Genomic DNA, 312 nt, shown 5'->3' with positions numbered 1-312 from the left:
GTGAAGGTTTCAACTTTGGTTTCATCTTGCGCCAGGTATTGCACGTCAGCGTTATCGACGTTGTAGACCCAATTACCATCCGCATCGATGGTGAGGGCGCCTAATGCGCCGGTCGGCGTGACCACGCTAGTCGGATCGAACTTGGCTTCGCCGGTGTCAGAATCAGTTAGGGTTAATACGCCCGAATCCGTCAGAACCGGGTCGGTATCATCTTCGGTCACCGCGCCAATTGCATCGCCTGAGATCACTGCGCTGTCGTTAACCCCGGTAATGGTGATCACTATGTCATGCGTGGTGCCATCCACCGAGGCG

Annotated in this window: 1 protein-coding gene; it reads right to left on the bottom strand. The window is 55.4% G+C overall.

Going from position 1 to position 312, the window contains the following annotated elements; all coding sequences use genetic code 11:
• A partial coding sequence (locus RH88_RS11880; RefSeq protein ID WP_005596215.1) for a VCBS domain-containing protein occupies positions 1-312 on the bottom strand: 312 nt, incomplete at both ends.

The organism is Vibrio scophthalmi LMG 19158 (genome assembly GCF_000222585.1).
Taxonomy (GTDB): Bacteria; Pseudomonadota; Gammaproteobacteria; order Enterobacterales; family Vibrionaceae; genus Vibrio; species Vibrio scophthalmi.
Note: the sequence above shows the minus strand (reverse complement) of the source record. Positions and strands in the feature narration are given on the sequence as shown.